This is a genomic window from Bacillus sp. mrc49 (assembly GCF_002803435.1).
In genome coordinates, this window is the sequence record NZ_PHNG01000800.1 from 217673 (window position 1) to 242480 (window position 24808).

At 41.9% G+C, this 24808-nt stretch carries 22 protein-coding genes; 15 read left to right on the plus strand and 7 right to left on the minus strand.

The window, feature by feature from the left end:
- Nucleotides 1-279 precede the first annotated feature (279 nt).
- A complete protein-coding gene (gene clpB, locus CVN76_RS27380; protein WP_100533824.1) occupies nt 280-2868 on the plus strand; it encodes an ATP-dependent chaperone ClpB in 2589 nt (862 codons plus the stop codon).
- A gap of 80 nt (nt 2869-2948) precedes the next feature.
- Here clpB and CVN76_RS27385 read toward each other — a convergent pair whose 3' ends face one another.
- Complete coding sequence (locus CVN76_RS27385; protein WP_100533825.1) at nt 2949-3143, minus strand: YjzD family protein; 195 nt, start codon at nt 3141-3143, stop codon at nt 2949-2951.
- A gap of 295 nt (nt 3144-3438) precedes the next feature.
- Between CVN76_RS27385 and CVN76_RS27390 the strand changes: the two genes are divergently transcribed.
- The 3 genes from CVN76_RS27390 to CVN76_RS27400 all read left to right on the plus strand — a co-directional run bounded on the left by CVN76_RS27390 (nt 3439) and on the right by CVN76_RS27400 (nt 5517).
- Nucleotides 3439-4161: an alpha/beta hydrolase gene (locus CVN76_RS27390; protein WP_100533826.1), complete on the plus strand. Its 723-nt coding sequence runs from the start codon at nt 3439-3441 to the stop codon at nt 4159-4161.
- A gap of 102 nt (nt 4162-4263) precedes the next feature.
- Nucleotides 4264-5088, plus strand: coding sequence for a hypothetical protein (locus tag CVN76_RS27395; protein ID WP_100533827.1), 825 nt, complete (start codon nt 4264-4266; stop codon nt 5086-5088).
- A 246-nt stretch (nt 5089-5334) separates the two neighbouring features.
- Nucleotides 5335-5517, plus strand: a complete 183-nt coding sequence (locus CVN76_RS27400) for a ComZ family protein (RefSeq protein WP_034314525.1) — start codon at nt 5335-5337, stop codon at nt 5515-5517.
- 44 nt (nt 5518-5561) lie between these two features.
- Here CVN76_RS27400 and CVN76_RS27405 read toward each other — a convergent pair whose 3' ends face one another.
- Nucleotides 5562-5801, minus strand: a complete 240-nt coding sequence (locus tag CVN76_RS27405) for a hypothetical protein (protein WP_100533828.1) — start codon at nt 5799-5801, stop codon at nt 5562-5564.
- 327 nt (nt 5802-6128) lie between these two features.
- Here CVN76_RS27405 and CVN76_RS27410 point away from each other — a divergent pair, with 327 nt between their 5' ends.
- The 4 genes from CVN76_RS27410 (at nt 6129) to CVN76_RS27425 (ending at nt 10099) form a co-directional block, all read left to right on the plus strand.
- A complete protein-coding gene (locus CVN76_RS27410; RefSeq protein ID WP_100533829.1) occupies nt 6129-7064 on the plus strand; it encodes a beta-ketoacyl-ACP synthase III in 936 nt (311 codons plus the stop codon).
- 49 nt (nt 7065-7113) lie between these two features.
- Nucleotides 7114-8352, plus strand: a complete 1239-nt coding sequence (gene fabF, locus CVN76_RS27415; protein ID WP_061143028.1) for a beta-ketoacyl-ACP synthase II — start codon at nt 7114-7116, stop codon at nt 8350-8352.
- 115 nt (nt 8353-8467) lie between these two features.
- Nucleotides 8468-9226: a DUF2268 domain-containing protein gene (locus CVN76_RS27420; RefSeq protein WP_100533830.1), complete on the plus strand. Its 759-nt coding sequence runs from the start codon at nt 8468-8470 to the stop codon at nt 9224-9226.
- Between the two features lie 117 nt (nt 9227-9343).
- The gene (locus tag CVN76_RS27425; protein ID WP_061143027.1) at nt 9344-10099 is read left to right on the plus strand and encodes a YjbA family protein; all 756 of its coding nucleotides are present in this window, start codon (nt 9344-9346) and stop codon (nt 10097-10099) included.
- 901 nt (nt 10100-11000) lie between these two features.
- Here the strand turns inward: CVN76_RS27425 and trpS are convergent.
- On the minus strand, nt 11001-11987 hold the full coding sequence (gene trpS, locus CVN76_RS27430; RefSeq protein ID WP_100533831.1) for a tryptophan--tRNA ligase: 987 nt from the start codon (nt 11985-11987) through the stop codon (nt 11001-11003).
- Between the two features lie 571 nt (nt 11988-12558).
- On the opposite strand from trpS, the gene CVN76_RS27435 reads away from it, so the two are divergent.
- A complete protein-coding gene (locus CVN76_RS27435) occupies nt 12559-13737 on the plus strand; it encodes a putative glycoside hydrolase (protein ID WP_100533832.1) in 1179 nt (392 codons plus the stop codon).
- Between the two features lie 51 nt (nt 13738-13788).
- Here the strand turns inward: CVN76_RS27435 and CVN76_RS27440 are convergent, their stop codons facing one another.
- Nucleotides 13789-13977 carry a hypothetical protein gene (locus CVN76_RS27440; RefSeq protein WP_061143024.1) on the minus strand — a complete coding sequence of 63 codons (189 nt, stop codon included), beginning with the start codon at nt 13975-13977 and terminating at the stop codon, nt 13789-13791.
- A gap of 96 nt (nt 13978-14073) precedes the next feature.
- Here CVN76_RS27440 and CVN76_RS27445 point away from each other — a divergent pair, with 96 nt between their 5' ends.
- The 6 genes from CVN76_RS27445 (at nt 14074) to pepF (ending at nt 21747) form a co-directional block, all read left to right on the plus strand.
- Nucleotides 14074-14655: a GNAT family N-acetyltransferase gene (locus CVN76_RS27445; protein WP_061143023.1), complete on the plus strand. Its 582-nt coding sequence runs from the start codon at nt 14074-14076 to the stop codon at nt 14653-14655.
- A 640-nt stretch (nt 14656-15295) separates the two neighbouring features.
- Complete coding sequence (gene spxA / locus CVN76_RS27455; protein WP_034314502.1) at nt 15296-15691, plus strand: transcriptional regulator SpxA; 396 nt, start codon at nt 15296-15298, stop codon at nt 15689-15691.
- A 493-nt stretch (nt 15692-16184) separates the two neighbouring features.
- Nucleotides 16185-16853 (plus strand): adaptor protein MecA, encoded by a 669-nt coding sequence (gene mecA / locus CVN76_RS27460; RefSeq protein ID WP_061143389.1) that lies wholly within the window; start codon nt 16185-16187, stop codon nt 16851-16853.
- 75 nt (nt 16854-16928) lie between these two features.
- Nucleotides 16929-18437, plus strand: a complete 1509-nt coding sequence (cls, locus tag CVN76_RS27465; protein WP_100533834.1) for a cardiolipin synthase — start codon at nt 16929-16931, stop codon at nt 18435-18437.
- 95 nt (nt 18438-18532) lie between these two features.
- Nucleotides 18533-19744 carry a competence protein CoiA gene (locus CVN76_RS27470; RefSeq protein ID WP_157805819.1) on the plus strand — a complete coding sequence of 404 codons (1212 nt, stop codon included), beginning with the start codon at nt 18533-18535 and terminating at the stop codon, nt 19742-19744.
- 185 nt (nt 19745-19929) lie between these two features.
- On the plus strand, nt 19930-21747 hold the full coding sequence (gene pepF / locus CVN76_RS27475) for an oligoendopeptidase F (protein WP_100533836.1): 1818 nt from the start codon (nt 19930-19932) through the stop codon (nt 21745-21747).
- Between the two features lie 864 nt (nt 21748-22611).
- Here pepF and CVN76_RS27485 read toward each other — a convergent pair.
- From CVN76_RS27485 to CVN76_RS27495, 3 genes are all read right to left on the minus strand, one after another.
- Nucleotides 22612-23505, minus strand: coding sequence for a ClpXP adapter SpxH family protein (locus CVN76_RS27485; RefSeq protein WP_081092501.1), 894 nt, complete (start codon nt 23503-23505; stop codon nt 22612-22614).
- Entirely contained in the window at nt 23502-23906 is a 405-nt protein-coding gene (locus CVN76_RS27490; RefSeq protein ID WP_061143394.1) for a globin domain-containing protein, read from the minus strand. Before CVN76_RS27490 ends, CVN76_RS27485 begins: the two co-directional genes overlap by 4 nt.
- Before the next feature lie 212 nt (nt 23907-24118).
- Nucleotides 24119-24787 (minus strand): lytic transglycosylase domain-containing protein, encoded by a 669-nt coding sequence (locus tag CVN76_RS27495; protein ID WP_442857607.1) that lies wholly within the window; start codon nt 24785-24787, stop codon nt 24119-24121.
- Nucleotides 24788-24808 lie beyond the last annotated feature (21 nt).

The window sequence follows — 24808 nt, forward strand, 5'->3', positions numbered from 1 at the left end:
AGAGGCTCCCGGAACGCCCGTTGAAAGCGTGTGCTTAAAGAGGAATGCAACGGCCACATTGTACAACTCATAACCAATGACAAATTCGATTTTCATCGAGTTTGTCTATAGTCTGACCTTTCTTCGTCATGAAGAAAGGTTTTTTCCTTTTTCTTAACTTACATTGTGGATTCATGTTAACTTTCCTTTACATGGGGAAAATTAGAAGTATAATAAAAGTATAAAGGTCAAAATTGGTCAAACTTAAATCGTTCATGTAATAGATGGGAGGTTTTTAGGATGGATATGAATAGAATGACCGAAAGAACCCAGCAAGCATTCATCGGGGGACAAGAGCTAGCCAGCGAAAGAGGGAATCCGGAGTTGACGGAGCTTCATTTATTGAAGAATCTCCTGGGGCAGGATGATAGTATATTGGTCAGGATTTTATCGGAATCCGATAAATCGCTTGATCAATTCGAAATGGAGCTGAATAAGGAGCTCGATCGTTTGCCGGAAGTAAGCGGGGGTGATTCCCAGATTTACATGTCACCTTCACTTCAGCAGATCGTGACAGCCGCCGAAAAGGAAATGCTGGTGTGGGAGGATGAATATTTATCAGTCGAACATATCCTGCTTGCAGTATTGAAAGGCAGTAAAGCGAATGTTATCAAGCTTTTTTCATCATTTGGAATGGATTACGATAAAGCGAAAATGATCATACAGGATATAAGGGGGAATCAGCGAGTGACTAGTCAAAATCCTGAAAGCACATATGAAGTATTGAAAAAATACGGCAGAGACCTCGTTGCTGAAGTTAAAACGGGGAAGGTCGATCCTGTCATAGGACGTGATACGGAAATTCGAAACGTCATTCGAATCCTTTCACGTAAAACAAAAAACAACCCCGTATTGATAGGTGAGCCTGGGGTTGGAAAAACCGCGATTGTCGAGGGGCTGGCCCAAAGGATCGTCAGGAAGGACGTCCCGGAAGGATTGAAGGACAAGACCGTTTTTTCACTGGACATGAGCGCGCTTGTCGCAGGCGCAAAATTCCGTGGCGAATTTGAGGAACGTCTAAAAGCCGTATTGAATGAAATTAAAAAAAGTGATGGTAAAATTTTGTTATTCATAGATGAATTGCATACCATCGTCGGCGCAGGCAGAACGGATGGGGCATTGGATGCCGGTAATATGCTGAAGCCTATGCTTGCGCGTGGCGAGCTTCATTGCATCGGGGCAACTACCTTGGATGAATATCGAAAATATATCGAAAAGGACCCAGCTCTGGAGCGTCGTTTCCAGCAGGTACTCGTGACAGAGCCCGATGTGGAAGATACCATTTCCATCTTGCGGGGGCTGAAGGAACGGTTTGAAATTCACCATGGGGTCAGGATTCATGACCGGGCGATCGTGGCAGCCTCCGTTCTCTCCAACCGATATATAACGGAGCGGTTCTTGCCGGATAAAGCAATCGATCTTGTTGATGAAGCTTGTGCCATGATCCGGATGGAAATCGATTCAATGCCATCGGAGCTGGATGAAATCACGAGAAAGATCATGCAGCTAGAGATTGAAGAAGCGGCCTTGAAGAATGAAGAAGATCCCCAAAGTATCGCAAGGCTGGAAGTGCTGCAAAAAGAACTTTCGGAACTTCAAGATCAGGCGAATGGAATGAAATCCAAATGGCAAATGGAGAAGTCAGCACTTCAAAAGGTTCAGGACCAACGTGAAGAGCTGGAGAAGCTGCGTCATGAATTGGAGCAGGCTGAGAATGATTATGACCTTAATCGGGCAGCGGAGCTCCGGCACGGGAGGATTCCCGAGCTTCAAAAAGAATTGGAAGCGATGGAGGATGAATTGGAACAAGAAAAACAGGAGTCACGATTACTTCGTCAAGAAGTAACGGAAGAAGAAATTGCTTCGATCGTGGCAAGGTGGACGGGCATTCCTGTCAGCAAGCTGGTGGAAAGCGAAAGGGAGAAACTGCTTCGTCTATCGGATATCCTCCATGAACGTGTAATTGGTCAAGGGGAAGCGGTTGAACTAGTTTCTGACGCAGTTCTAAGGGCAAGGGCAGGAATCAAGGATCCAAACAGGCCCATCGGCTCGTTCATTTTCCTCGGACCGACCGGTGTGGGAAAAACCGAATTGGTAAAAGCACTGGCAGAAACGTTATTCGATAGTGAAGAACATATGATTAGAATCGATATGTCCGAATATATGGAGAAACATTCCGCTTCCCGTCTTGTTGGAGCCCCTCCTGGATATGTCGGTTTTGAGGAAGGCGGCCAGCTAACAGAGGCTATCAGGAGAAATCCATATTCAGTCGTATTATTGGACGAAATCGAAAAGGCACATCCTGAGGTATTCAATATTTTGCTGCAACTGCTCGATGATGGAAGGATTACCGATTCCCAAGGTAGAACCATCAACTGTAAAAATACGGTGATCATCATGACCTCAAATATAGGTTCCCATTTCTTGTTGCAGTCCAGCAGGAATGATGGCGGCATCGAAGAGGAAATTAAAGATCAAGTGTTCAAAGAATTAAGAGGGCATTTCCGCCCGGAATTTTTGAATCGCGTAGACGACATCGTATTATTCAAACCTCTTACAAAACAGGAAATCGTTGAAATCGTAGAAAAAATGGTTCAGCAATTGCAAGTGAGATTAACCGAGCAGAATATTCGATTGAATGTCACTGAAGCCGCAAAGGAATTCATTGCCGAACAAGGATATGATCCGGTATATGGTGCAAGGCCTTTGAAACGATTCATCCAAAAGCATCTGGAAACAAAAATCGCCCGTCAAATCATAGCCGGGACGGACGGTCTAAAAGAAGGGATAACGATCGATCTTAATGATGATGAATTGGTTCTCCTTTAAATATATGAAATTCAGTTTAATCGAAAGAAAAGGGCGGTATAACAAAAAGGACATCCTAATAGGATGTCCTCTTTTGCTTCTTAATGCTGATGGGAGTCTTCTTCTGTTGGCCCAGCAGGCAAAATAGCAGGGATGATCAAGATCAGGATAGAAGCTGCTATTCCTAGAATCGTTCCCTGTGCAGCATCGTATGAAACTCCCATCATGGAAGAAACAACATATACAGTCATATGCACTAATAAGAATGTCCAAAAAATTGTCCAAGCATAACGCATCGAAATTTCACCTCATTCCACTACATTCATTTTTATCTTACCATAATTAATATGCAGTTAAAACGGGTTTTTAATAATACCCGTTAAATAATTCAGTGCATTCACAGATAGGAACCTTCCAGCCCAAGCGGGTCGATATCAAAGGTCATCACGGAAATCATTGCGGTCCATGGATGAAAAAATCCTCCCTGCTTGGTTAATTTAAGATAAGAAGTTAGGCGTTTCCACTGACCCTTTCTATTTTACGTCATAAATTAATATAGTAGTAGTAATATTCCTTAAAGGAGTTAGACCGATGGAACAACGAACTTTTCAAATTGACGACCAATGGAATATCATCTATTATCCAGAGCGGCCCAGTGGTTTTTCCGTTTTGGTTATTGGAGATCGCAGTCATTTTGTCGAAAAAGACAGCAGCTTTTGGCTTCAGCACCCCGGCAGGCTGCAAATATTGGAATATTTAAAGGGATTCGGATACACGTTATTTTCATCCAATCTATATGGAGCCAACTGGGGCAGCCCTAAAGCAATGGATCTTTCCCTTAACTTATATATACTTTTCATGAAAAAGGAAATAGCCAATAAAAGGGTTCATGTATTGGCAGAGGGTGCAGGCGCGCTCCTCGCTTTGAAGCTAATGAATGAACTTGGCAATAATATCCGATCTGTCGTATTGATCGATCCGGTTTTCTCCTTGAAAGCGCAGCTTGAAAAAGAAAAGGAAAATAAATTTTTCTATAAAAAATGGCTGTCCGAGGTGGCAGCTGCATATGAGCTCGAGCCAGCAGAATGTGAACGCTATATTTTGAAATCCGAAGAACCGGTAATCGCGGAGAAAATCCCGGTGAAGGTAATTCAGGTTTTTGGAAGCATGCGGAAAGAGCAAGCCTCCCTTTACAGACAAATACAGCTGGCCAGAAAGGCCGACTTGCAGCTAACGTATTTATTGCCCGAAAAACGTTATAAAATCCCATCTCAAATCCAAAAATTTTTCAATCAAAATGAAGAGTATTTGTAAGTTTGGATATATTTACACAATGGTTTGCATACGATACAGCATCTAAAAAAACTAGACGTGCCGGATGAAGCGAGAATGATGGCATATGAGGAGGCTGTATTGATGCAGACATATATTGTGATAGGCACTTATCAATTCATAGGTTTCTATGTGACTCAATATTTTTTGAACCAAGGTGAAGAGGTCATTGGGATAGATTGGGCTGATAAGGATGACAGCCCATATATTATGGAAGAAAAGGAACTTGAAATAGGCAGAAGCGCCAACTATATATACTTTCCGGTAAATAAACTTAAGTTATTGGATATCGCTCGTCAGGACACGGTGTTCATATCTTGTTACGATATTTATCACGGGAAATTTGGTAATACTGAATTGCTGTTAAGTGAAATCGGTTCGTTCATTGAAAAATGCAAAAAGAAAGACCTGAGCGAAACGCCAAATATCGTTCTGTTCATGCCAGTAGCAGAAGAGAGTTTGTTTCAATCCATCATATCCGCGATAGAAGGCATCGATTCTGCCAAAATCATATATTTACCGACGGTTTATGGACCTTGGCAATCGGAAGCAATGAGTTTTGAAGTGGGAATCAATCAACAAGGACCGTCTGTCATCGAAGCGGCCATTGCTAAAGAATATACGGGGGATGCCCTCTTCGTTTCTGATCTCGTGAATGCTTTGGAAGGAGTACTTGCTTCTTCGGATAGGAGCATTCAATTATCAAGCAATATAGCCGATCACTGGTATAAATGTGCGGCGCATGTTTTTGATGAAGAAATCGCTTCATCATTTGCCCCAACGCCAAAAATCAACAAAGGCAGCATAGTTGAGGTGCAATGCAACACGGATCCGCAGGAAGGCGTGGCCTTACAAAGAAAACATAATAAACGATTAAGCTTACTTAAAAAGTGGAGAAAAGCGGAATGAAGTGTTAAAGCGATTCCCGGAGGCGAAGGCTTTCATTATGCGTCGGAACAAACGGTTTATTTGCCTCATGCCTTTTTGTCGAGTACCATAGAAGTTCATGGATAGCTTATCCATGAACTTCTATTTTTTTGATATTTAATTTACGCCCTTTACGAAAGGGACATGGCGAATTATGATAATATTGAGCTTTCTTTAGGCATCACAACGATCAATGGTGAATTTTTTAATAGTAAGGAGGAAACGGAAATGAGTTCAGACAAAACACTTGAATTTATGGGGATAGCAATGAAGTACTTCCCTGAGGCTAAAGCGAAACTTGAAGCGAGCGGGATTCCCTTCTCAATGGAGATGGCTGAGCCGTTCATGGAGCTTTTCAAAAGCGTCATGCAAGAGGCCTATGAGCTTGGCAAGCAAGATGCCCAACGTTAATTAAAAAGGCAGGCTGTCCGGATTTACCGGCAGCCTTGCTTTTTTTATTCCTTTTTCAAGAATTTGTCGATCATTGGACTCAGGTTCAGTTTCTCGATGACTGGCTTGTATTGCCCGTATAAGCCCATCAATGTTTCGACGCTTTGCATCAATTTCATGTAATCAACACTGGATTCACCTTCTTCGAATTCATCTTTCTCCGGTTCTGCTTTCCTGCTGCCGAACATCAAATTCGAAAAATGATCATCCTCGGTCCTGTGATTGTTGCGGTTGAAGATATCCATGATCATTACCCCCTTTCCAGATTAATTATTTAAGGCTGTTTTCGCATCCTTTGTTGCTTTTCACCAAGTAAAGCGGTGTGGTTGGTTTCTCCTTCAATCAACCTAAGATCGATTCGTTTAAAAACAACATTCTTTACGAAATGAGCCATCCATTATTAATGTATGTCCCCAAATCGCCTTGGAATAGGCTCATAACCGAACTCGGAATCCGTTTCTTTTATACTTTCAAACTGTTAGCTCTTGCAAGGAAGTGATTTTTTATATAAAATTAGTACCAGGTAATAATAGATGATTATAATAACTCATTAAATATAAGGGGATGGCAATATGAACGCTGGAATATTAGGGCTTGGCCGCTACTTACCCGAAAAAATCTTAACAAATGCGGATTTAGAGAAAATGATGGACACTTCTGACGAGTGGATCCGGACAAGGACGGGTATCGAGGAAAGAAGAATTGCCAATGATGATATAAATACTTCTGATATGGCTTATGAAGCGGCAAAAGCTGCATTGGAAAATGCGGAAATTTCAGCTGAAGATATAGATTTGATTCTTGTAGCTACAGTGACGCCGGATCAATCGTTCCCTACTGTCGCTTGCATGATCCAAGAGAAATTAGGAGCGAAAAAGGCAGCTGCCATGGATGTAAGTGCTGCATGTGCGGGCTTTATGTATGGAATGATTATGGCACAGCAATTCATTCAAACAGGTGCATACAAGCATGTGCTGATCGTGGGAGTCGAGAAGCTTTCGAAAATAACCAATTGGGAAGACCGCAATACGGCCGTTCTCTTTGGTGATGGTTCAGGTGCAGCTGTAGTTGGACCTGTGTCAGAAGGAAAAGGGATCCTTTCCTTCGAATTAGGAGCAGATGGATCTGGCGGGAAGTACCTAATGCAGGAAGGAGAATTCCTCAGCATGAATGGCCGTGAAGTGTTTAAATTCGCTGTGCGCCAAATGGGGGAATCCAGCCTGAATGTACTGGATAAAGCGGGATTGACAAAAGAGGATGTAGATTTACTTGTCCCTCATCAAGCGAACATCCGCATTATGGAAGCTTCAAGGGAACGCCTTGGACTTCCGGTTGAAAAAATGACAAAAACGGTTCATAAATATGGAAATACCTCTTCGGCGTCCATTCCGATTGCCCTTGTGGAAGAAATGGAAGCGGGAAGGATCAAGGACAATGACCTGATCATCATGGTCGGTTTTGGCGGAGGCCTAACTTGGGGAGCGATCGCCCTTAGATGGGGTAAATAAAAGACAAATAAACGTACGAACTTTTTAATATTGGAAGGAGCCATTTCGAATGACTAATCGTCGTGTAGTAGTAACAGGTATTGGAGCCATTTCTCCAGTTGGTAATGATGCAGAAACAGGCTGGAAGAATATAATCGAGGGAAAATCGGGTGTAGGGCCATTAACACGCTTGAACGCTGATGATTTCCCCGTTAAAGTGGCAGCGGAAATCAAGGACTTTGATATCGAGACATATATTAACCGTAAAGAAGCGCGCAAGATGGATCGGTTCACGCACTATGCCATTGCCGCATCCGTAATGGCTTATAATGATAGTAAGCTAGAAATAACCGATGAAAATGCTGCACGTATAGGGGTATGGATCGGTTCTGGCATCGGCGGACTGGAGACATTGGAAACACAGCATGAAAACTTTATAAACAGGGGGTATAAGCGTGTCAGCCCCTTCTTCGTACCAATGATGATCCCGGATATGGCGGCTGGCCAGGTATCTATCCTGCTTGGAGCAAAAGGAATCAATTCATGTACGGTAACAGCCTGTGCAACCGGAACGAACTCGATTGGTGATGCATTTAAGGCCATCCAGCGGGGCGATGCCGATGCAATGATCACGGGTGGAGCGGAAGCGCCAATCACGAAGATGTCGGTTGCAGGCTTCTGTGCAAACACAGCGTTATCGACCAATCCTGATCCGCAAACGGCTAGCCGTCCATTCGATGCGAATCGTGATGGATTCGTAATCGGTGAAGGAGCAGGCATTATCGTCCTGGAAGATTTGGAGCATGCCTTGAACAGAGGGGCGAAGATTTATGCCGAGATAGCGGGCTATGGTTCCACTGGGGATGCCTTCCATATTACGGCTCCGGCACCTGGTGGAGAAGGCGGGGCAAGAGCGATGAAAATTGCGATTGATGATGCAGGTTTGAACCCGGAAGACATCCAATACGTGAATGCCCATGGAACGAGTACACCGTATAATGATAAATATGAAACGATGGCAGTCAAGGAAGTCTTTGGCGATCACGCTTATAAGCTTGCGATCAGCTCAACAAAGTCCATGACGGGCCATATGTTAGGGGCAGCAGGTGGAGTGGAGGCAATATTCACGATTCAAGCGATCAGGGATAGCATTCTGCCGCCAACCATCAACATAGTAACGCCAGACCCGGAATGTGATTTGGACTATATTCCGAATGAAGCAAGAAAAGGCGAAATTAATGCTGCAATCAGTAATTCCCTTGGATTTGGTGGACATAACGCCACGATTCTTTTCAAGAAATATCAATAATTGAAGTGGAGCGGATCTTTTTAGATCTGCTCTTTTTTTATGCAGTCGTAAATGCGAAGGGGTGTCAACCGTTTTTTGAAATCATAAGATAGTCAAAAAAGCGGGGTGCAGGAAAATGGGAGTTATTTCAACAGATGAATGGCTGAGGAAGGATTTCAACCGCCCGGTACAGATGATGGAAAGACTTAAAAGTACGTTCCGCAATTCGATTGATGGAGAGGTGATTTATCAGCACTTATTGAAGCACGGCATGTATTCTCCGAATCAAAGGACTAAATTAACTTGGGAATTTTTACAAGATAATGATTCGTGGGAAAAAACTCAAAATCTATTTACATCTTATAAGAAGATCTGGGGAGGGCCAGATGTGCCCATATATATTTTTCCGCTGATGTCTTCCGGGATGTGGAAGAAAAAGAATGAAACGAAATCAGGGTTGGCATTTGAAGATAAATTGTTTCTTTTTTATGACCTAGATATAGACGACAAGGAAATGGAGGCTGTATTGATTCATGAATATCATCATATCTGCCGATTGCATCATTTAGAGAAGGAACAGAAAGAATTTACGCTTCTCGACACGATGATCATGGAAGGGCTCGCTGAACGAACAGTCGAGAGATATTTGGGTGCCAAATATCTAGCTAGATGGACCAAGTTATATCAGGAAGATAAACTGCAAGAGTTTTGGAGCAAGCATCTGGAAGGGAAACACACGATAAAGCGCACGGACCCCCTGCATGATATCCTTCTGCTTGGCCAAAAAGGATACCCGCATATGCTAGGATACTGCAGCGGCTTTCATTTAGTGGGGAAATCCGAAAAACTTTCTGTGAAAAAATCATTCATCGTTCAATCTGAAGAATTCTTATAAAGAACGAATCTATCCGTTCTTTTTTCTTTAAGCTGTTTTTTTGGAATAGGAATAAATTGTATGATTCCTGCCTATACTGAGTGACAAACAGAAATTTGTTTAAGTGAGGGATGAATGATGCTATATCTTCATGATGTATGGGTTAACTGGTTTGAAGGAGAAGAAAACGGCTATAACATTTGCCATTTTCACGAATGGAGGAAGGATGATGGGATTGAACTGTTAGATCAAGTTCCTTTGTTGAAAGTGTCGGCAACATTGTTCGACTACATAGAAAATGACTTGTCAGAATTGCCTAAGCCGTTGCTGAATGATGTGTATCAAAAAGCATATGCAAGAAAAAATCATGAACGAATTCAGCTTGACTATTGTTTTATCGTAACTGATGGAAATGGGATTCTAGCTGTTGATACGATAGGTTATCATATTCCGATCAGGAAAAGCAGAATTATTCCCCGCCAGGAACAAATTGTTTATGACATGATAGAAAATCATGATGTCCTGGATTACACATTTACTGAAAAACCTACATCTGAAAAAGAATATCACATTTTATCGCCGTCACCTTTATTCATGAATGGTTTGACTAGAAAGGAAAGACAGCTGAAACAATTACTTTTCATGGCGATGGATCAATTATTTACGGCGAAAAACACCGCTGAAATTCGTTATTGGTATACAGAATGGGCTCCTGAAAAATATGAGAGCATTCAAGAGATGGAGTTTCAACTAGCTTGGCTTGAGTTATATGAAGAAATGAAGGAGGGCTGGTCGGATAAGCACCTTCAACTGTGCGAAAACTTGGTGAAGGGGCAGCCTTTTTTTGAAAAGCTTTGGCAAGTGGAGGCTGGCGATAGCCCATCGATTTTATAGAAATACTTCAAGAAAAGACGATCCGGTGCGGATCGTCTTTTTTTTATTGCACTTTGAGTGAACACTAAGCTAGTATTGTCATTGCCTACAATTTTAGTGATTTGTATAATGAACGTTTCATTGCACTGCAGTTGCTCGCTTTCCGCGGGCGGTCCGTGAGCCTCCTCGGCTTTCAGCCCTGCGGGGTCTCACGTAGACGCGCATGTCCCGCAGGAGTCTCGCGCCTTGCGTTCCATTCCACTATGCGTGAATACGCTTAAATTTCCCACAGTTTTGAGGACTTGTATCATGAACGTTTCATTGCACTGCAGTTGCTCGCTTTCCGCGGGCGGTCCGTGAGGCCTCCTCGGCTTTTTGCCTGCGGGGTCTCACGTAGACGCGCATGTCCCGCAGGAGTCTCGCGCCTTGCGTTCCATTCCACTATGCGTGAATACGCTTAAATTTCCCACAGTTTTGAGGACTTGTATCATGCGTTTCATGCACTGCAGGCACTCCTTTTCCAGAGGCGGCCCGTGAGCCTCCTCGGCGTATTTATCGCCTGCGGGGGCCCACGTAGACCCTCATTTCTAGGCAGGGGGCACGCGCTTTTTGATTACATGCGTTACTAAACAGCAACGGGTTAGTGTAGTTAGTAACATCTAGAATTACACATGATGAGCATCTCTTTTTTGTAGAACAGGTGACTGGGAATCCTGGAATTTCAAAGCTGTTGCCTTTCCATTCAAGCTGGATCAGCCCCCCAATTCACAGCTTTGAACAAATGAAGGGTTCTTCGAAAGGATCACCATGTGTGTGATCAACCGTCTCTAAATGCTTTATTTCCAATAAGAACAAAAAGGTTTCGGAATGATATCATTCCGAAACCTTTTCGTCTACAGACAGGGACGTTCGTCTTGTTCTTTTATCTTTTTCTGCCAAGTCCCATGCCATTATACATTTTTCTGATCATTTTATTGGCTTCCTTGTTCGCTTTTTCTGCTCCGCGATCAAGGATTTCATCCAATTCAGGTGAATCGATCAATTCATTAAAACGTTCTTGGATGGGAAGGATCTCGGCGAGAACCACTTCAGCCAAATCGCTTTTAAAGTCGCCATACCCTTTCCCTTCATACATCCCTTCAATCTCTGCATAGCTTTTCCCGCTGAAGATGGAGTAAATCGACATCAAGTTGGAAACTCCTGCTTTGTTTTCTTTATCATAGCGGACAATACCTTCGGAATCGGTAACTGCGCTCTTAATATTTTTTTCGATTTGCTTCGGATCATCCAATAAGGCAATTGTAGCCTTTTTATTGGCATCGGATTTGCTCATTTTCTTGGATGGCTCTTGAAGCGACATGATTCTTGCCCCTTCTGTAGGCAGGCTTATTTCAGGGATCTTGAAAATCTCGTTGTGCTTTTTGTTGAATCTTTCAGCCAAATCCCTTGTCAATTCAAGATGCTGTCTTTGATCTTCTCCGACCGGAACAACATCGGTACCATAAAGGAGAATGTCGGCAGCCATCAGTGGCGGGTATGTAAGCAGTGCAGCCGATACCCCTTCCTTGCCAGATGATTTATCCTTGAATTGTGTCATTCTCTCCAGTTCCCCGATATAGGAAATGCTTTGCAAAATCCAGCCTGCCTGAGCATGTGCTGGCACCTCTGATTGAATGAAGATCGTATTCTTTTCAGGATCAAGGCCGATGGCCAAGTATAAAGCAGCTAATGTTTTAATGCTTTGCCTTAATTTCAGGCGATCTTGTGGAACGGTTATGGCATGCTGGTCAACTATACAAAAGAAACACTCATATTCATTTTGTAGTTTCACGAATTGTTTCATGGCTCCGATGTAGTTACCTAACGTTACCGAACCTGATGGCTGTATGCCGGAGAAAATCCTTTTCAACTGCTAGTCACTCCTCTAATTGCGTTTATTGATAAATGGATATTCGCTCTTCATTATTGTAAGGATAAATAGAAAATGAATCCACTTTTCTTTGAAAGAAATGGCCGTCCATGAAGGTAAACGATCATTTAAATCTCGTGGAGGGCCATTAGGCCTGTATCGATGCTATTTCTGAGAATACGAAATGTCCACTATACCTGTATTTTAGCATTTATTCATAGTAAATGTATAATCCAATCGGCAAGAAGTATCATGACAAATGATTTTAGTTTTAATTTATGCTCATCCTATTTCGATTTGATAAATGGCAGAATTAAAGGAAAATCAAACCGTTTTCTGTATTGCACAATGTCAGGATGATTTTAGGGAAGGCTACACACAAGAGAACGCATTTCATGCGAAGTTTCCATCCTGTGGAGGGCTGGGTTTTTATAGGCGGGTAATTTTGTGTGGCAGAGTTTTATTAATTTTTTATAATATAGAGGAGTAATGTTGAATCATTGTGGTATTAAAGAAAGGGGTCTTTTGTTTTTGTAGAAAATTGAGATTGATGGCGAGTGAGGTGGAGGATATGAAAACAATGAGTAAATGGTTGATGACAGGTGTTTGCCTTTTCCTGGTTCAACAGCCTGTCCATGCACAAAGCGTGAATGAAACGAGGCAGGTGGCATTAGAAACGAAAGAACTGCCTGTGGATGCACCTCGTTTTGTTTTTGATTCGGGTTTGAAATTCGATTATCCGGATGCAGTGCGAGGAATATATGTCACCGGACCGGCAGCGGGCGGCAGTAAACTGAACGAACTTATTAAATATGTAGATGAAACCGATTTGAATGCGATGGTCGTTGATATTAAGGATGACTGGGGTAACATTACGTATAAAGCCAAAGATTCCGATTCTCCATATGCTGGAATTGGTAAAGACTACATAAAAGATCCAAAGGCAATGCTGAAGAAATTTGAGGATGAAAAAATATATCCGATTGCCAGGGTCGTTGTCTTCAAGGATTCCCTTTTGGCTAAAGAGAAGCCCGAATGGTCCTTTCAAGATGGTGAAGAGGTATGGAAAAATGGCCGGGGCGAGGCCTTCGTTAATCCTTTCCTAAAAGAGGTATGGGATTATAATGTCGGCATTGCCATTGAAGCGGCAAAGATGGGCTTTAAGGAAATCCAATTCGATTATGTCCGGTTTCCCGAAGGGTTCGAGAATAAGGAAGACGACTTGAAGTATGATATGGGTGAATATGATGAGGCGAAAGTGGATCATACAGCTAAACGTGTTCAGGCCGTGACGGATTTCGTAAGTTATGCGAAGAAGCGTTTGGAGCCATATGGAGTGAAGGTATCGGTGGATATTTTCGGGTATACCGCTACCCTGCCTGAAGCACCAGGTATCGGCCAAAACTTCACGAAAATTTCCGAGAATGTAGATGTCATCTCCTCAATGATCTATCCAAGTCATTGGACATCTTATTTTGGCATAGATAAACCTGACCTGGAGCCTTATGACCTCGTTAAGGAATATGCGAAATTGGAGAAAGGGAAGCTGAAGGAATTGAAAACCCCACCTACTTCAAGGCCGTGGCTTCAAGATTTCACCGCTTCCTATTTAGGAGAGGGAAATTATCAAAAGTATGGCAAGGAAGAAGTCGAAGCCCAAATAAAAGCGTTGAACGATAACGGGATTAATGAATATCTATTGTGGAATGCAGCAAACCGCTATACAAAGGGAGTCGACTATACCCCATGAAAATTGGATGACCGGAAGAAAAGCATTTCGGTCATCCTTTTTCTCTCTGGATTACCGCTTTTTATTCCCGCCAACTTTATTCCACCCTGACTGAATTCGTTTCGATTGATCGAAAATATGAGAGTGACGTTTCCCGCCAAACCATTTTTCGCCGACAGCATTCGTCACAACGCCATTCACTGCCGTAATGCCAATAACGCAAGCGGCGACCAAAATAAAGTCCGTAAAGTAACTGATCATTACATCCCTCCTAATATTTTCAAGTTGTTATTGATTCTATTGTAGTGGATAAGAGAAAGCATTGAAAGTAAAAACAAGTGAAAAGGAGATGGAATCATGAATTGGTATGAAAAATTAAATCAATATTTCCCTATCGAGGAAATGAAGTCCAAAGAGCATATAGACGTCCTATTGAAGGATAAGAAAGAAATATATATAAAAGATGAAGGGCCTGACCATGTTTTATTATATGTTGAAGGAGAAGAGTTTATATTCATCGATTATCTATTTGTATCCAAGAATTCACGGGGGCAGGGCTTGGGAAGGAAATTGATTCAAAAACTGCAAGCGAAAGAAAAAACGATTTTATTGGAAGTGGAGCCTATCCAAGAAAATGATGACGATTCCTTTAAAAGGCTGCGGTTTTATAAAAGGGAAGGATTCGAACACGCCTCCTCGATCACCTACAGCAGGAAATCGCTTGCCACCATGGAGAATACCCCGATGGAAATCCTATATTGGCCGTCAGATCCCTCAGTTGGAGAGGAAGACGTATTCGATTTCATGAAAGAAATCTATTCTGAAATCCATACCTACAAAGATGACGACCTTTACGGCAAGTCTTATCAAAATGTCGAGGACGTTCTGAGCCTGAATGCCAAGCAGGAAACGAATATTTTTAAAGAGATGGAAGTATAAAGACAAGGGCCGGTCATTCACCGGCCCTTTGATTTGTAAAAAAAGAGGGAAGCCGGCCGAAAAATTAAGCGGAAAGGGAGCGGATATCAGGAAACAAGGTTTTTTTTCTGCAGCCACTGTCATTTTTTATAAAGAATGGAATATGTATAGCTTCTCGGATGGATATGTCGCTGCCTTCTGGGGCTTTCGAATTCCTTTTTTTTACTTTTTGAAGAGTGTGTGCTAAAAGAAGCGTTTTTTACATGAAAGCAGGGATTTGGTCATCATTAAAGAAAATATATTTAAAGGCTTTTGTTTATTGAAAGGGAAAGGGGGTAGATAAAAGTAAAGGGAAAGTAAAAAATATGAGGGCCGAATTGAGAGTTAAATGAGAATGACAGCCTGGTATTTTCAATTAGGAAAATGGATTGATAATGTATTACATAAAAATCAGAAAAAGCTATAGTACAGGCAAAACGAGAAGATTTAAAGGGTTTTTTCAAATATCAAAAAGGGTATTCATTTTAAATAAAATAGTGTATAATAAGGTTTATGAAATACTTATTTAAAATTATTTCAAATTAGAGTGGTACTTATGAATACTAATAGTAGATTTCCCCTCATAGATCACCGATTCTATATTTAGGGAGTGTGAGTAAACATGGTAACATTATATACATCACCTAGTTGTACTTCATGCAGAAAAGCAAAAGCATGGTTAGAGGAACATGAGATTGGATATAAAGAACGGAATATTTTTTCAGAACCGTTAACGATCGATGAGATCAAAGAAATACTTCGAATGACTGAAGATGGCACCGACGAAATCATTTCAACACGGTCAAAAACCTTTCAAAAGTTAAATGTGAATTTAGAGAGCCTGCCTCTTCAAGAATTATATAAATTGATCAAGGAAAATCCTGGGCTGCTGAGACGTCCGATTATCCTTGACGAAAAAAGGCTTCAAGTTGGTTACAACGAAGATGAGATAAGACGCTTTTTACCGCGTAAAGTCCGTACTTTCCAGTTGCGTGAAGCACAGCGCATGGTCAACTAATAAAAAGGTCTTTCAAGCTCTGCCAGGAATTGTGCAGGGCTTTTTCTTTATACATAATCGATTCTTTTTCGCTTTTTCCCTTTGTAATCGGGTACAATTATCGATTCTTAGTCAAAAGTGGATGTTTGGTGTTTCCGGGCATATCCTATATTCAGTCTTCATTTAAAGATAAAAGATGAATGAGGTGCACCTCATCTTGTATATATTGGGCATCATAAGGCAGTGCGGGAAAATGACGGGGTGCACGGTGAGAGTTGCATGCCGATGAATTTTTTTATAGAATGAATGGAATATTAGGCAAACAATTGTTTTTTAGATAAGTAATGTTTTTTATTTCCCTTCTTCAAGGTTTTGTCATAAAATGATGTAAAATAGTCTGTTCAACTGACTAACATGATTTAGAGTATTCACTTACGGGTAAAGAGCTTTAAGGGCAATTTTCGCTTGGGGGTTATTATCCCTTCAAAATGAGAAAGGAAGGGAGAGGGGAATCATGGAAATCGAACGCATTAATGACGATACAGTTAAATTTTATATTTCCTATATAGATATTGAGGAAAGAGGCTTCGATCGCGAAGAAATTTGGTACAGCCGTGAGAGAAGTGAGGAACTTTTTTGGGAAATGATGGATGAAGTGCATCAAGAAGAAGAATTCATGATTGAAGGACCTTTATGGATTCAGGTTCAAGCTCTTGAAAAAGGCTTGGAAGTATTGGTCACAAAAGCCCAGCTTGCCAAGGATGGTCAAAAACTCGAGCTGCCTCTTTCAGATGATAAGTTAAAGGATTTGAATGTATCGGATAAGATGGATACGCTTCTTGATCAACATTTTCATGGTAAGGATGAAGAAAGCGGCATGACATTCGAAGACGGTATGATTGAGTTCATTACAACTTTCGAAGATTTCGAAGATGTCATTTCATTAAGCAAGCGTCATGGCTTGGATGACTGGACAACGAAACTTTATGTTTATCAAAATAAATATTATCTATATATCGAGTTTTCCGAGGCGGAAATCGACGAGGAAGAAATCGATAATGTTCTAAGCCTTTTATTGGAATACAGCCAGGAGTCACCAATAACGGTGCATATGCTTGAAGAGTACGGGAAAATAGTTATTGAAAATGATGTATTCTCAACGGTCGATAAATATTTCGCCTAAATGTTGAGGCCGATTTCAGTTGAAATCGGCCTTTTCCACCTATGTGCCTGCGTTAGTTAATTGGAGGTAGCTTATGTGAAGAATATAGTGGGCATCACCCTGCTTTTCCTCTTGTTGGTCTGCCCTTGGTTTTTCCTTATGAATGAAGCCAATGGCGGATTTGTTTTTTATTCAAGCCTTACTTTGACCCTTTTTTTGACGATAATTGGATTTGTCATTTTCCTTGAAAATAGGAATCCATCCCAAACGATTACATGGCTTGTTGTTTTTGGAGCTTTTCCATTTCTCGGCTGCATTTTTTACTTTTTGTTTGGCCGTAATTTCAGGAAAGACAGGATATTTCGCAAGAAGTATTTCTTGAATAAGCAATCTTTCGTGAAAATAAGCGGCGAAGCGGAACATAACGAACGGATAAAGGAAATGGGCGAAAGCTCACAGCAGTTAATCACCCTTGCGAATAGGCTGGGGAATAGTCCCATTTCATTTGCAACTGAAACGCGGATTTTAAGGAACGGTCAAGAGACATTTTTCAATATTATCGAACAATTAAAAAAGGCGAGACATCATATTCATTTGGAATATTACATCGTTAGGGATGACGGCATCGGCTGTACGTTAAAGGATGTTTTGCTGCAAAAGGCGAGTGAAGGGGTGGAAATCCGTTTTCTCTATGATGCGGTTGGTTCCTGGCGGCTGGCTCGTTCCTATATCGATGACCTTAAGCAGGCTGGAGTCGAGATGGTCGCTTTTGGACCTTTGCAGCTTCCTTTTTTAAACAATACGTTCAATTTTCGTAACCATCGAAAGATCATTGTGATTGATGGTTCTGTCGGATTCGTGGGCGGCCTCAATATCGGAGATGAATATTTGGGTCACGATTCAAAATTTGGTTATTGGCGTGATACTCATCTTATCGTAAAAGGAGAAGCGGTCCGGACCTTACAGCTCATTTTTTTACAGGATTGGTATTACAGCACCAACCATAGCTTTTTAACGGATGAATATCTTATGGCCGACATGCCGCCCCTTGATGATCATGGCGGAGTCCAATTGATTGCCGGCGGTCCGGACAGTGAGTGGACGGTCATCAAAAGCATTTTTTTCAAGATGATCACTTCGGCAGAAAAGTCTGTCTGGATTGCTTCCCCCTATTTCGTTCCTGATGACGATATCCTTCAAGCGTTGAAGGTAGCCGCTTTAAGTGGTCTGGATGTCAGACTGCTAGTGCCGATGAACCCTGACAAACGGATCGTATACCATGCTTCGAGAACCTATTTTCCGGAAATGCTTGCTTCGGGGGTGCGCATATTCCAATATAGTGAGGGTTTCATGCATAGTAAAATCATCATTGTTGATGGTCAGTTGGCTTCGATCGGGACAACCAATATGGATATGAGAAGCTTTCATTTGAATTTCGAGGTCAATGCCTTTCTCTACAGAACGGAGAGCACCCAACAGCTTGTTAATGATTTTGTGGAGGATTTGAAGGTTTCTCAAGAGGTGGAAATGGATACGTTTTCCAAGCGGAACTTTGGATTGAAAATACTTGAATCCACCTGCCGATTACTTTCACCGCTTCTTTAAAGCCGCTTCCCTTATATGCCGATCAGGCATTTTTTTTTTGAATCGAAAGGGATTGATGGCGGTGCAAGCGAATGTTATGGGGGAGGAGGAGATTTATGCTGACTGCGATAAAAAAAGATGGAACATGGATTACCCTTCCGGAAAAGATGCCAGCTAACTTGCTGAAGCAATTGAGGAGGTCGGGGAAATATTACTGTCCATGCTGTAAATCGGAAATGTCGATAAAAGCCGGAGAGGTCAGAATCCCCCATTTTGCCCACAAAAATAATCATTCCTGCCATGCATCCTCGGAACCGGAATCCGCCTATCATTTAAGCGGTAAACGAAAATTGTTTCAATGGTTTTTGTCACATGATTATCAAGTCGAACTGGAGGCCTACCTTCCTGACATTAAGAAAAGGACCGATGTTTTGGCAACGGTAGGAGGCATCCGCTATGCAATCGAATTCCAATGCTCGACCATCCCCGAGATCGAATTCATTAACCGAACAGAAGCCTATCGAAGCATGGGCATCAAGCCGATTTGGATTCTTGCGGCAAATTGCTTAAAAAGGAAAAATAAGCATGAATTCCAGTTATCCGATTTTCAATGGCTTTTTGTCACTGGCAGTTGCCAGCACCCTTTCCTGTGGATGTTCTGTCCGGAATCCAACCGATTATCAGCATTAAAGAACTTAACCCCTTTTTCCCCCAGAACCGTCTTTGCCGAATTGACGACTGCTCCTTTGAAGTTCCTTTCCCCTCATAAATTATTACCTCGAAAATGCTCCAGCTTCCCTTTCCTTCCTGCTTGGAGACAAAAACGAAAGAATTGGTGCCTGCATGTCGTGAAAAACGCACGCAAAGGCGACCCTTTTCTTAAAGGGCTCTACCTACACCGTTTGGCGGCTGCAACCATTCCCGTTGAAATAGGGCTTCCCGTTAAGGGGATGTTATTGATCAAGACTGCGGCGGTTGAATGGCAAGCATGGATTTACATGGATGTGTTTGGAAAGAAAAGACCTGGGGAAATGATTTACATGAAGGATGTTATCCGTCACTTCCGGAATCATGCAAGGACTGGAAAAATAAAATTCAGGACGTTACCATTGCTTCATGATAAGTCTGCGGAATATCCATTAAGGCAACATCTTCTACTATTGGAGAACATGGGCTACATCATGAAGGTGGCCGAAGGTGAATTCACCGTTGAGAAACGCATGTCCATTCCCTCGAATAGCGAAGAAGGACAGATGCTGGAAGAAACTTTCTATCATGAGCATAAGTTGATGATTGAAAAGGGAAATATCCAGTATAATGAGGGGTGATACTCTTTTGTCCTTGAATTGAGGAGAAAGGGCAGGATTATTTTCGTTAATGGAGAAATAGTAATAAGACTGGGGATTATAACTCGAACAAAGCATGGATGCCCTAGTACCGACTGAAGTGTTGATCCGGTGTAATTTGATTGGCCGAGTGGCAAGTTTTCTATAGAATGGAGAGGGATTTTTTTATGGTGCAGGAAACAAAAGTGAATACGTTACCGGCAAGAAACGAAATAGCTGCTGAAGATACTTGGAGACTTGAGGATATCTTCGCAACCGAAGAAGATTGGGAAGCTGCCTTTAAAGCAGTGAAAGAGGATCTCAAAAAAGCGGATGCACATAAAGGGACGCTTGGCGAGAGTGCAGAAAAGTTATTTGCCGCTCTTCAACTTCAAGATGAAGTGTTCGAAAACCTGGGTAAAGTGTATTCTTATTCACATATGCGCAATGATCAAGATACGGCCAATCCTTTTTACCAAGGGATGGAAGACCGGGCAAAAGCTTTATATGCCCAGGCAGCCGCCGCATTTTCCTATATGGTTCCGGAACTGTTGAGCATCGATGAAAGCAAAGTGGCGGGATTTTTGGAAGAAAAAGAAGAACTGAAACTCTATAAACATTCATTAGAGGAAATAAGTCTTCAAAGGCCCCATATCCTAACGGCAGAGCAGGAAGAATTATTGGCACAGGCATCAGAGGTGCTCGATGCATCAGGCAATACATTCGGCATGCTTAACAATGCCGACTTGAAATTCCCGACGATCAAGGATGAAGAGGGAAATGAAGTGGAGATCACGCACGGACGGTATATCCGTTTTCTTGAAAGTGAAGACCGCCGTGTACGTGAGGAGGCCTTCAAAGGGGTATACAGCAAGTATGGAGAGTTCCGCAATACCTTTGCATCTACCCTGTCTGGAGAGGTCAAGAATCATAACTTCAATGCAACGGTTCGCAAATATGATTCAGCACGGCATGCCGCTTTAAGCAGCAATAACATTCCGGAGACCGTATACGATAATCTTGTCAAAACGGTTAATGACAATCTGCCGCTGCTGCACCGTTACCTTGAATTGCGTAAAAAGGTGCTCGCTTTGGATGAACTTCATATGTATGATCTATTCACTCCGCTCGTAAAAGAAGTGAAGATGGAAGTGACATATGAGGAGGCAAAAGATTATGTCCTTAAGGGTCTTGCCCCGCTAGGCGAGGATTATTTAAATGTGTTGAAAGAAGGGTTTGAAAACCGTTGGGTCGATGTACATGAAAACAAGGGGAAACGAAGCGGCGCCTATTCCTCCGGTACATATGGCACGAATCCATACATCTTAATGAATTGGCAAAACAACGTCAATAACCTATTCACGCTCGTTCATGAGTTTGGGCATTCAGTCCATAGCTACTATACACGCAAATGTCAGCCATATCCATATGGGAACTACTCGATATTTGTTGCGGAGGTCGCCTCGACTTGCAATGAAAACTTATTGAATGATTACTTATTAAATACAATCGAAGATGAAAAGAAACGCATTTATTTATTGAATCATTATCTTGAAGGCTTCCGTGGAACATTGTTCCGTCAAACGATGTTTGCGGAGTTTGAACATACGATCCACTTAAAAGCGCAGAATGGGGAAGCGTTGACAGCCGATATGCTCACGAAGGAATATTATGAGCTGAATAAGAAATACTTTGGCGAGAATGTGACCATTGATGAGGAAATCGGGTTGGAATGGGCACGCATCCCACATTTCTACTACAATTATTATGTTTATCAATATGCGACAGGAATCAGTGCAGCAACAGCCCTAAGCAAGCAGATCCTTGAAGAAGGCGAACCAGCAGTCACAAGGTATTTGGAATTCTTGAAATCGGGCAGCTCCGACTATCCAATCGAAGTACTCAAAAAGGCTGGAGTCGATATGACAAAAGCCGAGCCTGTACAAGAAGCCATGAATGTATTCGAAGAGAAGTTAAATGAATTGGAAGAACTATTGAATCAATAGGATACAGAAGGGACCCGGCAAGCTCCGGGTCCTTTTTGGGATGTCCGTTATAACCCTTTAAACCGATTCCTCTGATTTCTGCTGTGAAGGATGATGAAAAAAACAAAAAATAAAATGGGGGAGGAGAAATAAAGGGGTATGAGGTCCATGATTCCGAGTAGCTGGACAAATAACGATCCTATCAAGAGTATCAGTAAAATAACGCCTTTCAAAATGGCACCTCCAACCTGATGCAGAAAAAAGGCCTCTGCTCCTATAGTAGATTTTATGTCTTGGTATAAGCAGTATTCTAAGAATATGACAAAAATGTGAAATGTCGCACAAAGTTCTTGCAATTATCGTGCATAACCTGCTATAGTACAGATATAGAAGTTCTCACATCCCAAACATATACCCCTTTGTTTGAAAGTCGTGAAATTTCTCCCATCCCCTTTATTCGTATAAATAGGAAAAACCCTGACAGATTTTACGATTTGTCGGGTTTTTTTTGTTAAATTGCTTAATAATTGGGCGATATAAGTAAAAGAGGCAACCATTACTGAAAAGTAAAAGTTTTAAAATGCATATGAATGTGATTAATTTCACAAATTAGAGCTAGTTTTTTTATAGGTGTAAATAAATGAAATCATAACAAAAAACTTGTTATCGCAAGGATGCGTGAAGATAAACATTGATTATGTGAACAAATTGTGAAATGTTACACAAGGACTTGATACATGGATGGGTTATCTGTTATAGTTACTATTGTGAAGTGAATCACATACAAACTTATACCCCTTTGTTTGATCGTGAAAAATTTCTCCCATCCCCTATTTCTTATATAAAAAACCATGCAATCGTTTCGAATGCATGGTTTTTCCCTTTTCATGATTGCTTCTTTGTATATCTCCAGAACGTCCCATATTTAGCTGGAATTTTCTCGGCCAGCTGTTTTAATACAAGCTTCTTCATTTCCAGTTCGACGTTGGTTTTGTTCATATTGTAAACTGTTTCGATTTCCTTGGTCGCCACGAGTTTGAAGCAGCTTAAGAAATCTTCAAGAGAGGGCGGTTTGGCAGGTGCCGGAAGGCCATTCAGCATATCTTCTAAAATTTGAACATATACCTCGTAAGAATAGACGCCCGAAACCTTGATTCCTTCTTCCTCGATATTTTGATTGAAGAAGACAAGTGAAGGGATTTCCGTCACTTCCATTTCACTTGTGATTTTGAGATCACATTGAAAGCCCTTGGCAGCGCTTGACGAGTTGATGTCGTATAGGAATTCCTCGACATCCAATCCAACCATTTCGGCACACTCCGTCAAAACATCGATATTGGAAATATCCTTTTTCCCGATGAATACATATTCTTGAAGCTGTCTTAAGAAGCGAATGGCCAATTTCCGGCCCTGTAATTCAGCTGCTTTTATGGCGATGGAAGCAGTATATGGAGAAGAGATTGGGTTTTCGGACCAGAGGCTTCCGTCACAGGACATTCCCGATCGGCTGGCTGTCTTTTCCCAAACTTGAGCAAGGTTTTCATAATTTTTATTTTTCCCCATATTAAGAGAATCAATTTTACCGCTTAAAACATGGCGTAAGCTGAATAACTGACCATATTCTATCTGTAATTTTCTAATAATTGGTTCTAAGCCCCAGCATTCGGGGCAAAGCGGATCAACAAAAACATAAATTTCAATTGGCTTTTTTCCTATATCATAGCAATGCTGTGTTTTAATCCAATCGGAAATATTGAAAACTGGTTTATGTGCGCTCAACTGCCTTCTCCTTTCCCGTCCATACCGGATGTATTGATCATATGCTGTGCCGTCAAATAGAGGCGGTGATAGAAAAATTCCCTCATTTCACCCTTAAGTCCCACTTCGTCCATGGCATGATACATGCATGATAACCATGCCTTGGCACGTTCTGGTGTAATTTCAAAAGGCATATGTCTTGCCCGCAACATGGGATGACCATGTTCTTCGGTATATAAAGACGGACCGCCTAGATATTGAGTCATGAATTGTTTTTGTTTACGGACCGTTTCCGTTAGATCGTGAGGGAAAATCGGCTTCAAATCAGGATGTTGACTAACGTTGGAGTAAAACACATCAATTAACCTGTGTAATTGCCCTTCTCCAATTATTTCATATGGTGTAGGGTTTCCCTGCATCATGTTGATTACTCCTTTTAAAGAAAAATGGTTGATATTTATTCATATTTTATCAATGACGTCGTGATATAACAAATATATAGCTTGAAGAAAATTTTACATCTGTAGTATGACACAGCGGGAGAAGGGGGAATGCCGGATCTGGGTTGCACTGCCGGAGGGAGTGAGTGAACATGAAAAAACTGACCCCCGAATACTAGAAGGGTCAGTTATCATTAACTTAAAAATGTCCCGTAAACGTTTTGCACATAATTCTTTGTTTCTTTGAATGGTGGAATGCCGTTATATTTATCCACATTTCCCGGTCCTGCGTTATAAGCCGCAAGGGCGAGTTGGATGTTTCCGTCATAACGGGTCATCATCTGGCTTAAATATTTACTTCCGCCCATGATGTTTTGTTCGGGATCCGTGGCATCATTCACTCCAAGGCTTCTGGCTGTTGCGGGCATTAGCTGCATAAGCCCGGCCGCGCCAGCGTAACTGACCGCTTTAGGGTCAAAGTTGGATTCCTGTTTAATGACCGACTTAATCAGCTTTTCCGGGAGCTTATACAAAGTGGCTGCCTGGCTGATGATTTCATCGTAATTTGATCCGTTTTCGCTCATCTCCCCTCCTGCCGGGGCAGGGGAGACAGGGGTGATGGGGACCATCGATGCTGCGTCCCTCGATTGAAGGATGGAGTTCGCTTCCGTTTCCACAGTGGATAATAACGAACCCAATCTTTGCGACGCGCCGTCTAGCGTATCACCCGATACCAGTTCAGACAGCATATCCTGAAAAATCGATTGCGATGAAGGCATATTTGTATGGTTTTTATTTGTAAATTGCTGTAGGGCCTGCAATTCAATAAAAGTTTTGAAATCCTGTACTTTCAAACTCCTCACCTCCGGTTGTGGTTCAAGCAG

Excerpts from the sequence above, each read along its gene's own strand:
- mecA (WP_061143389.1), top strand. The coding sequence starts at position 16,185 with ATGGAAATCGAACGCATTAATGACGATACAGTTAAATTTTATATTTCC.
- CVN76_RS27395 (WP_100533827.1), top strand. The coding sequence starts at position 4,264 with ATGCAGACATATATTGTGATAGGCACTTATCAATTCATAGGTTTCTAT.
- fabF (WP_061143028.1), top strand. The coding sequence starts at position 7,114 with ATGACTAATCGTCGTGTAGTAGTAACAGGTATTGGAGCCATTTCTCCA.
- spxA (WP_034314502.1), top strand. The coding sequence starts at position 15,296 with ATGGTAACATTATATACATCACCTAGTTGTACTTCATGCAGAAAAGCA.
- clpB (WP_100533824.1), top strand. The coding sequence starts at position 280 with ATGGATATGAATAGAATGACCGAAAGAACCCAGCAAGCATTCATCGGG.
- CVN76_RS27490 (WP_061143394.1), bottom strand. The coding sequence starts at position 23,906 with ATGATGCAGGGAAACCCTACACCATATGAAATAATTGGAGAAGGGCAA.
- CVN76_RS27410 (WP_100533829.1), top strand. The coding sequence starts at position 6,129 with ATGAACGCTGGAATATTAGGGCTTGGCCGCTACTTACCCGAAAAAATC.
- CVN76_RS27390 (WP_100533826.1), top strand. The coding sequence starts at position 3,439 with ATGGAACAACGAACTTTTCAAATTGACGACCAATGGAATATCATCTAT.
- CVN76_RS27425 (WP_061143027.1), top strand. The coding sequence starts at position 9,344 with ATGCTATATCTTCATGATGTATGGGTTAACTGGTTTGAAGGAGAAGAA.
- CVN76_RS27440 (WP_061143024.1), bottom strand. The coding sequence starts at position 13,977 with ATGATCAGTTACTTTACGGACTTTATTTTGGTCGCCGCTTGCGTTATT.
- CVN76_RS27385 (WP_100533825.1), bottom strand. The coding sequence starts at position 3,143 with ATGCGTTATGCTTGGACAATTTTTTGGACATTCTTATTAGTGCATATG.
- CVN76_RS27470 (WP_157805819.1), top strand. The coding sequence starts at position 18,533 with ATGCTGACTGCGATAAAAAAAGATGGAACATGGATTACCCTTCCGGAA.
- CVN76_RS27405 (WP_100533828.1), bottom strand. The coding sequence starts at position 5,801 with ATGGATATCTTCAACCGCAACAATCACAGGACCGAGGATGATCATTTT.
- CVN76_RS27435 (WP_100533832.1), top strand. The coding sequence starts at position 12,559 with ATGAAAACAATGAGTAAATGGTTGATGACAGGTGTTTGCCTTTTCCTG.
- CVN76_RS27445 (WP_061143023.1), top strand. The coding sequence starts at position 14,074 with ATGAATTGGTATGAAAAATTAAATCAATATTTCCCTATCGAGGAAATG.
- pepF (WP_100533836.1), top strand. The coding sequence starts at position 19,930 with ATGGTGCAGGAAACAAAAGTGAATACGTTACCGGCAAGAAACGAAATA.
- CVN76_RS27420 (WP_100533830.1), top strand. The coding sequence starts at position 8,468 with ATGGGAGTTATTTCAACAGATGAATGGCTGAGGAAGGATTTCAACCGC.
- CVN76_RS27400 (WP_034314525.1), top strand. The coding sequence starts at position 5,335 with ATGAGTTCAGACAAAACACTTGAATTTATGGGGATAGCAATGAAGTAC.